This window comes from Bordetella tumulicola (genome assembly GCF_965138755.1).
GTDB classification, from domain to species: Bacteria; Pseudomonadota; Gammaproteobacteria; order Burkholderiales; family Burkholderiaceae_B; genus Bordetella_A; species Bordetella_A tumulicola.
Window position 1 is genome coordinate 839,902 of the sequence record NZ_CBCSFP010000001.1, and the last position, 9,456, is coordinate 849,357.

Annotated in this window: 5 protein-coding genes; 4 read left to right on the forward strand and 1 reads right to left on the reverse strand. The window is 61.2% G+C overall.

What is annotated here, in order from left to right:
* Positions 1-122 precede the first annotated feature (122 nt).
* Together trxA and rho are read left to right on the forward strand one after the other, a co-directional pair.
* Positions 123-449: a thioredoxin TrxA gene (gene trxA, locus ACNAZS_RS03920; RefSeq protein ID WP_415786339.1), complete on the forward strand. Its 327-nt coding sequence runs from the start codon at positions 123-125 to the stop codon at positions 447-449.
* Between the two features lie 115 nt (positions 450-564).
* A complete protein-coding gene (rho, locus tag ACNAZS_RS03925) occupies positions 565-1,821 on the forward strand; it encodes a transcription termination factor Rho (RefSeq protein ID WP_415786341.1) in 1,257 nt (418 codons plus the stop codon).
* Positions 1,822-1,956: 135 nt separating this feature from the next.
* Here rho and ACNAZS_RS03930 read toward each other — a convergent pair whose 3' ends face one another.
* Positions 1,957-5,685, reverse strand: a complete 3,729-nt coding sequence (locus ACNAZS_RS03930; RefSeq protein WP_462935898.1) for a YhdP family protein — start codon at positions 5,683-5,685, stop codon at positions 1,957-1,959.
* A 75-nt stretch (positions 5,686-5,760) separates the two neighbouring features.
* On the opposite strand from ACNAZS_RS03930, the gene glnE reads away from it, so the two are divergent.
* Together glnE and ACNAZS_RS03940 are read left to right on the forward strand one after the other, a co-directional pair.
* Complete coding sequence (glnE, locus tag ACNAZS_RS03935; RefSeq protein ID WP_415786345.1) at positions 5,761-8,553, forward strand: bifunctional [glutamate--ammonia ligase]-adenylyl-L-tyrosine phosphorylase/[glutamate--ammonia-ligase] adenylyltransferase; 2,793 nt, start codon at positions 5,761-5,763, stop codon at positions 8,551-8,553.
* Positions 8,554-8,616: 63 nt separating this feature from the next.
* Positions 8,617-9,297 (forward strand): epoxyqueuosine reductase QueH, encoded by a 681-nt coding sequence (locus ACNAZS_RS03940; RefSeq protein ID WP_415786347.1) that lies wholly within the window; start codon positions 8,617-8,619, stop codon positions 9,295-9,297.
* Positions 9,298-9,456 lie beyond the last annotated feature (159 nt).

The window sequence follows — 9,456 nt, forward strand, 5'->3', positions numbered from 1 at the left end:
TACACAAAACCGGCAAACCCTGTTGTTATTAACAGTGGTATGCTTAGCGCATCACCTCCCTTCTAGTAGAACAAAACGGCAAAGACGCCCACGCGTCCACAGCCCCGGAACAGAGAATCACCATGAGCGAGCAAATCAAAAACGTCAGCGACGCCAGCTTCGACGCCGATGTCATCAAATCCGGCCAGCCGGTGCTGGTCGACTATTGGGCGGCCTGGTGTGGCCCCTGCAAGATGATTGCCCCCCTGCTGGAAGAGGTCGCCACCGAGTACGCGGGACGCCTGACCGTCGCCAAGCTCAATGTCGACGAAAACCAGGACACAGCCACCAAGTACGGCATCCGCGGTATTCCCACGCTGATGTTGTTCAAGGACGGCCAAGCCGCCGCCACCAAGGTCGGTGCGCTGTCGAAATCACAACTTACCGCTTTCCTTGATGGCGAGTTGTAATACACTACATGCTACGAACACGCATCGGCTTGACCGATGCCCGGACATGACTACCGCGCGGGCCCGTCCGTGGCCCGCCGCCACTACTCTTCTCTAATATCCCCCTTTCACCGCGATGCACCTTAATGAACTGAAGGCGCTGCACGTTTCGCAGCTGCTGGAAATGGCCGCAGGCCTGGAAATCGAAAACGCCAACCGCTTGCGCAAGCAAGAGCTGATGTTTGCCATCATGAAACGGCGCGCCAAACAGGGCGAGCAGATTTTTGGTGATGGCGTCCTCGAAGTCTTGCCTGATGGGTTCGGCTTTCTGCGCTCACCCGAGACCTCATACTTGGCGAGTACCGACGACATTTACATCTCGCCGTCGCAGATTCGCCGTTTCAACCTGCACACAGGCGACTCCATCGAAGGCGAAGTCCGCACGCCAAAAGACGGCGAGCGTTACTTTGCGCTGGTCAAGGTCGACAAGGTCAACGGCGTTCCCCCCGAGTCGATCAAGCATCGCATCATGTTCGAGAACCTGACGCCGCTGCATCCCAATCAGCCAATGCGTCTGGAACGCGACATCAAGAGCGAAGAAAACCTGACTGGTCGGATCATGGATATCTTTGCGCCGATCGGCATGGGCCAACGCGGCCTGATCGTCGCGAGCCCCAAATCGGGCAAGACGGTGATGATGCAGCACATTGCGCACGCCATCACCACCAACTATCCCGACGCTGTCATGATCGTACTGCTCGTTGACGAGCGGCCCGAAGAGGTCACGGAAATGCAGCGCACCGTGCGCGGCGAAGTCGTGGCATCGACCTTCGACGAGCCCGCGACGCGTCACGTGCAGGTGGCCGAAATGGTCATCGAAAAGGCCAAGCGTCTGGTCGAAATGAAGAAAGACGTGGTGATCCTGCTGGACTCCATCACGCGTCTGGCTCGCGCTTACAACACCGTCGTACCGGCCTCTGGCAAGGTCCTGACGGGTGGTGTCGATGCCAATGCCCTGCAGCGCCCGAAACGATTCTTCGGCGCCGCGCGTAACCTCGAAGAAGGCGGCTCGCTGACCATCCTGGGCACCGCGCTGATCGAGACCGGCAGCCGCATGGACGAAGTCATCTACGAAGAGTTCAAGGGCACGGGCAACTCCGAAGTCCACCTGGAACGTCGTCTGGCCGAAAAACGCGTTTATCCAGCGATCAACCTGAACAAGTCCGGTACCCGCCGCGAAGAGCTGCTGATCAAGCCTGATCTGCTGCAAAAGGTCTGGGTACTGCGCAAGTTCATCCACGATATGGACGAGGTCCAGTCGATGGAGTTCATCCTGGACAAAATGCGCGCCACCAAGACCAATGCCGAATTCTTCGACATGATGAAGAAGTAAACACCATCAGGCATCAAGAAGGCAGCATCACGAAAAACGGGCCAAGATACTTGGCCCGTTTTTCATGCATCAATCAGAACGACAGGGTGTTGTCCGAATCAGTGTTCAGATCAGAACTACCGACTGTTGCCCTGATCAGTGTTCGATATACTCGTCGGGTGTCGAGTGCTTGGGCGCCGCCTTGGTCTCGACAGGTTCCAACTTCGGGTCATTCCACGAGCCCGTCACCCCATATTCCACCGTCATCGCGTGAGCCAGCGGTTGTTTCAGCAGCCACTGCGTCACGAACGCCCCCAAGCCAATCAAGGGGTTGACCGCCAACGCGGCCGCGACCGCGGCGCCGCTGACATCCAGATTGGGAATCACCACGGCTTTCAGATCCCATTGCTCGGCCACGATGTTCGCATCACCGGCCAACACGATCGTTGCCGCCGGGCTATTGACCTTGAATCCCTCGGTGTGCGCGATCCCGTGACTCAACGCAATATCGCCCACAATCGTGTCAAACGGAAAACCTTCGCGAGCCCAACTCGTCGGATTGAACTCCAGTCTGGCCAAGCGGGACAACGACTGCACAGACAGTAACTCCAACAGGCGCGCGCCGCGCGAATTGACCGTCAGGAGACGCCCCTTGCCCAGACTGATCTGTAATTGACCCTCGATATTGGTCAGACTCTGCGACCAGGGCAGATCGCGCCACGTCAGTTTGCCCGTCACCGTTCCACTGCCGCCAGTGAGGCGATCTTTCAGACCGATACGGTCGACAAAAGCCCCCAAGTCCTTGAACTGCGCCTTGGTGTCGACCGTGAGCCCGCGCTCCGAGCCCTTGAGAAGCCAGTTGCCCGACGCGTCCAGCTCGGCCGACTCGTTGCTAATACGCAGCTTGTCCAGACGCCACAGTTGGCCGCGCTGCATATTAGTTCCCAAGACCTCTAGCGCCCCGACGTCATAGCCATACAAAGAGAGTTGCTCGGCCTGCAAGTCAATCGCGGGAATATCCGAGAGTTCCTCGTCAGGGGACTCCAACGATCCCCCCCGTGATTTTGGGACCTTATCGGGGGAAGATTCTTTCTTGGCAGACGTGTTGCTGACGTCCTGTTGCTTACCAAATGCCAAATGCTTGAATCGTGCCGTCACTTGCCCGGCAATCGCGCCAGAGGCCTCTTGCCAAGACACTGTGCCCGTCGCCTGCCGCGACGTCAGGTTGACCAGCCAGCGTTCAGGCTGCGGTCGCGTTGCCTGCAGCGTCAATTCGTCCAATCCCCAACCGGCCACCTGCAAACGACCCGTCTTCAGATTGATCTTGGTCAACGTCGGTAGTGAATCGGAATCGTGCTTCTCAGCATCCGACGAAGAGGATTTCTGTTCAGGCATCAGCGTTTTGGCTACCCGTTCCCAGGCATCGATATCCAACTCTGGCATCTGTACATCGACAACCATTCCGCTTGCCGGCAGCGTGGCCGGCCGGCTCACGCCCAACGCACCGCGCGCAAAGTAGCCCGCCTGACGCGATGCCCGGTCATGCTCAAGCAGCAATGCGATATTCGAACCCGCGCTGACCGACAATTGATCACGCTTGCCGCCGCCCCCCTGCGCCGCCGCCCATCGCACCTTGAGAGGGAATTCACCCTCCTTGCTCTTGCCCAGAGGCGAGGGAAGATCAATCGCCATCCCGTCCAAACTCGCATCCACCGAGATATCCAGCACGCCGCCAGGGCCATACGCCAAACGCCCGCTGTACGGCGTCTGCCCCGACAAGCGCTCCATGACGGGTTTCTTGACCCAATCCCTCAGGCCAGACGCTGGCAGGGTGCCGTCAAAACGCAGCGCATCCTGGCGACTCTCGAGCTTGCCAGCGATACGCGCCGGCCCACCCAGAAATTCTGTGCGTAACTCGTCCGTGCGCAGTCCCTTCTCCGAAAAATGAAGCTCGCCGCGCAGCTTGCGCAGCATCGGCATTTGCGGCACAAAGCGGAAATCATTGCCAGCAAAGACGATGTCTCCGTCGACCTTGGTTTCCTCTGCGTCGAGCAACGGCACCTCGAGCTTTAGCGGTACCTGCCAAGATCCCGTGCCCTCGGCCTCGTCGAGTGCACCGTCGAGCAAATGGCCCAGTTGATAGTTGGCGGCCAACGCCAAATACGCCGACACGGAGCCCGAGCTCTGCGCCTCGAGATGCAGGGTCGAGTTGTGCTCCATATTGGGAATCGCGGCGGTGATGGCGCCCATCTTCAGGTCATGGCCCTCGCCAGTCCGCGCCGTCGCCCCGCCCGGGCTATCCAGCGACAGACTGACCTTGTCGACGGCAAAATTGCCGGACACGTTCTCCAGTCGAGGCCAGCCCTTTTCTCGCCGACGCGCGGGCGCGTAATCCACGATGGCGTCGTGATAGGCCCCGGCAATTCGAAACTGGCCAACGTCGCCTTCGTCCTCAAAAGGGAAATCGTCCAGATCACCCTGCACGGTCACAGACGCATCCCGCACCTGGCCCTCGGGTAAGCCCTGCGCCAACCATTCACGCGCATCGGCACTGACGGTCAACGGCAGGTATTTGTGAATCGCCGACATGGCGCCACGCACTAGCGTGCCCTGAAAATCCGCGTTGCCTGCGGCCGTCTTGCCCTCGCCTGTCCAACGCCCCTGCAGGCTGACGTCCAGGTCCCGATTCGCCATATTGAACTGACGTACATCAATCACCAGCGGCTGCTGTGCCGGATGACGGACCGTGGCGTCCATGCGGACCGTGTCCGCTTGCAGCAAATCCGTTGCAAAAACGGTGGGTAAATGCGCACCCAGGCCCGTTAGCTCCGCACGCACTGCCAGTCCGTCGTTATTTTCGGTCTCGGCCGGCGACACGTGCTCGCCCTGCACCACACTGCCCGGCGGGCCTTGCACATGAATCGTGCCCGATGCCAAGTGAACGGCCGTGGCGTGATCGGCCGGCACAGCACCTCCGTCCCTCAATCCCTCGGCCGATGTGGTCCCGCGCGCCCGCCAACGCAGTTCGCGCAGCGCAGCATCCGCGGTGACATCGACCACCTTGCCCTCGTCCAGGGTCAGCCAGGCACGTGCCGCCGTCCGGCCCGATATGGCGGGTACCGATAACCACGGCGCCCACGCCTGTGGCTCGGCGTCGTCGAGCTCCGCATACAACTCGCCCGCCCAGCCGGCCGAACCTGCCTGTAATGGGTTTCGCTTGAGATTGCCGCGCACCGTCAGCGCCCGCGCTAGCGCCGCAGGAGGTTCGGCGTTCAGGGCAAAGCGGTGAGACAGCAGACCGTTATAGAAACGCAAACTTACATTATTCAGTACCACCTCGGGCGCCTGCCGCAAGTCGTCCTGCCAATGCACCGTCGCGCCAACCAAGGCCAAATCGCGTTGCGCCGCCAACCACCGAAGCAGCGGTGAACGACCCTTGTCGTCTGCGTCAGAGGTATCCGACAGCGCTTTGAGATCAATGGACTGGCCCGCGATCCAGAGATGATTCGTCGCATCGCGTCGCGCCCACAGTTGCGCCCCATCCACTCGCAGGCTGAGCAGCCGCGGTTCCATCACCAGCACGCTACGCCACCCCAATACCGCCGAAACCGTCGGCAGCGACAGAACCGATTCGGCGTGCGGGTCATCGATCGTCAACGAGGTTAATTGCAGGCTGGGATTCAAGCCGCGCCAACTGGCCTTCAGATGGCCAATCTCGACGCGCGTGCCCAAGGCATCGCTGGCATAGGCTTCGATTTTCGGCCGCCACTGGTCAATATTGGGCAATATCCAATAACGCAGGCCAAGCAACGTCGCGGCCGCGACAAAATAGACGGTGATTCCGCTCCAATAGAGACAGCGGATGACTTTGGTGGATAACGACACAGATCTGTGGGCAGGGAGATCATCTTGGGGTATCGTCCCCTTATACCTGAAACGCGTCATTCCGTCTGCCCTCCCATGTCACCTTCCCTACTCGCCCCCGCGCTCGCCTGGTCTGGCTATCTGCGCCGCCGTGTCGATGCCCGCCCTGATCTGGCCGCCTGGCTGGAAGTCTCCAGCCGTCACCCCGTTACCGCTAATGCGCTAGCCGCGTGGCAAGCCGAGCTGGCGGGCGCCGAGGCCGCAGCCATATTACCCGTGGCACAATGCCGCGAAACCTTGCGCAAGCTGCGCGAGCGCGTGTTCACGACCCTGATGGTGCGCGACCTGGCCGGTCAGGCTACGCTGGAAGAAGTCGTGGGCGCCATGACGGCACTCGCCGACCTGGCCGTGGCCGCCGCCTATCGCAGCGTCGCCGCAGAGTTAGCCGACGTGCACGGCATTCCGCGCGATCCGGCAACAAACGCGCCCCAGGAAATGCTGATTCTGGGCATGGGCAAATTGGGCGGCGGCGAGCTGAACGTCTCATCAGACATAGACCTGATCATGCTGTACGGCGAAGAAGGCGAAACAGACGGACCGCGCCGCATCAGCCATCACGAATTCTATGGGCGCCTGACCCGACGCATGATGCCCGTGCTTTCCGAAGCCGACGCCTATGGCCAGGTCTTTCGCACCGACTTACGCCTGCGCCCCGATGGCGACTCGGGCCCGCCCGCCTGGAGTCTGGATGCGCTGGAGCACTACTTGGTCGCCCAGGGCCGCGAATGGGAACGCTACGCCTGGCTAAAGGCGCGCCTCATTCCGGCACAGGCCTTTCCCGACAGTGACGCATCGGCGCAAGAACGTCAGCTCGAAAGCCTACGCGTACCCTTTGTCTATCGCAAGTATTTCGACTTTGATGCACTAGCCTCGCTACGTGACCTGCGCGAACGCATTCGCCAGGACTGGCAACGCCGCGCCCTGGCGCGCAACGGCATCGATAGTGCCAACAACATCAAACTCGGCGACGGCGGGATTCGCGAAATCGAATTCGTGGTGCAGTTATTCCAACTCGTGCGCGGCGGCCGAATGCCCGCACTGCAACGCCGCGGACTGCTGCAGGCGCTGCACGCCGAATGCGAAGCCGGTCTCATCAGCCCGAACGACACGCAGCGCCTGGAACACGCCTATCGCTTTCTGCGCCGGGTCGAACACACCCTGCAATACCGTGAAGACGAGCAAACCCACCTGTTGCCCGGCGACCCCGAAAAACGCGCGCAATTAGCTGCCGCCCTGGGCCTGAGCACCGATGAGTTCGAGCGCACCCTGACCGAGCATCGCAATTTTGTACAGCAGACGTTTCGTAACGCTTTTCGTCTGGCAGGTATGGGCGATACTGATGATCATCATGCCGACACGGCCACGCCTAGCGCTGCACGCATTGATGCCGACGACGACGATGACGAGCACGATGCCGAAAGCCGCCTGGCCGAGCAAATCAAGCAGGCCTTTGGCGATGATGCCGACGAACCCCTGCGCCGTGCCGAGTCACTGGTAAACAGCCACCGCGTACGCAGCCTGCCGGAAAGCAGCCGACGCCGCCTGGAAGCCCTGCTACCCGCCACCATCCATGCCGCCCGCCAGACCGCCGCGCCGCAACAAGCCGCCGTGCGCCTGCTTGGCTTGATCGAAACCATCGCTCAACGCAGCGCCTACCTGGCGCTATTGGCCGAGTTCCCCGACACCCTGGCACGCGTCGCCCGCATGGTAGCGGCCAGCCCGTGGGCCGCACAGTACCTCACGCAGCACCCCCTGCTGCTGGACAGCCTGATCGACTGGCGCACGCTATTCGAGCCCTTGGATTTCGACCAGATCGCGCGGCAGCTATCCGCCGACCTGGATGCCTGCACCCTGCCCGACGGCGAACCCGATATCGAGCAGCAGATGAACCTGATGCGCGACGTCCAGCGCCAAGCCAGTTTTCAACTCCTGGCGCAGGACCTGGAAGGCCAACTCACCGTCGAGGCGCTCGGCGACCAACTGTCCGCCCTGGCCGATATGCTGCTGGCCGAAACCATACAGCGTGTCTGGCCTCTCGTGAACAAGGATCCCGACGCCAGTCCGAAATTCGCCATCATCGCCTACGGCAAACTGGGAGGCAAAGAGCTGGGTTACGCCTCCGACCTGGACTTGGTCTTTCTCTTTGACGACCCCCGCGAAGACGCCCTCGAGATCTACGCCAAACTCGGCCGTCGTATGACCTCATGGCTATCGACCATGACCTCCTCCGGCCGCCTATACGAAACCGACCTGCGCCTGCGCCCCGACGGCGACGCCGGCCTGCTGGCGGTCTCCGTTGAGGCCTTTGAACAGTATCAACTGCAGCACGCCTGGCCCTGGGAACACCAAGCCCTGACGCGCGCCCGCTACGCCGCGGGCGACACCACCGTCGGTGCTCGCTTCGAGCGCATCCGCGCCGACGTGCTCGTGCAGCCGCGCGACACCGCAAAACTCCGTGACGACGTCCTGGCCATGCGCGACAAGATCAGCGCCGGCCACCCCAACACCAGCGGCAACTTCGATCTGAAACACGACCGTGGCGGTATGGTCGACGTCGAGTTCGTCACGCAATACCTGGTCCTGTGCCACGCCGCCACTCACCGGGTGCTGGTCAACAACCTGGGCAACATCGCGCTGCTGCGCCTGGCCAGCGAAGCCAGCCTGATCCCTGCCGACCTCGCCCAACGCGCGGGCGACGCCTACCGAACCTTGCGGCGCGGCCAACACCAACTCCGCCTGCAAGGCATCGAAAAAGCCCGAGTCCCCCAAGACCAACTACCCGAAGAACGCGCCGCCGTCACCGCCTTGTGGCGTACCGTCCTGGGCTGATCGAACCATCCCTGTCCAAGTCATCGTAAAATAAGGGTTTTTACCGCCCTACCGCTGCCTGCCATGTCTGAATTTGTGCGCCCCAAACTCGATCTGCCCACCGGCCGCCACAAGGTGCTGATGCACTCGTGCTGTGCGCCCTGCTCCGGCGAAGTCATGGAAGCCATGCAGGCGTCGGGCATCGACTATTCGATTTTCTTCTACAACCCGAACATCCATCCGGTCAAAGAGTACGAACTCCGCAAGCAGGAAAACATCCGCTTCGCCGAGGAACATGGCATCGAGTTCATCGACGCCGACTACGACATGGACAACTGGTTCGACCGCGTCAAGGGCCTGGAACACACCCCCGAGCGCGGCGAACGCTGCACGGTCTGCTTCGACATGCGATTCGAGCGCACGGCCCTGTATGCGCATGAGCATGGTTTCGATACGATCACCAGCTCTCTCGGCATCTCGCGCTGGAAAGACATGAATCAGATCAATGGCTGCGGCGAACGCGCGGCAGGCCGCTACGACGATCTGGTCTACTGGACCTACAACTGGCGCAAGGGCGGCGGCTCTCAACGCATGATCGAAATCTCGAAGCGCGAGAATTTCTACCAGCAGGAATACTGCGGCTGCGTTTATTCTCTGCGCGACACGAACAAGCACCGCCGCTCGCAGGGGCGCGATCGCATTCATATCGGCGTGAAGTTCTATGGTAAGGAAGAGCTCGTCGATTTGAGTACCTTGCAGGATTGATGTTCTTGCTTGCTTGCGACGCGATTGGTGTTCTTGCGGGCGTGAGTGCTGCTGACGTAGGGTGTCGCGCTTGGAGCGTTCCGGCGGTTTGCCAATGGGGGGCGCCGACCTAATCNAAACGGCTCGGCCCAACCAGGGGCCTCGGCCCCGCTNCGCGGG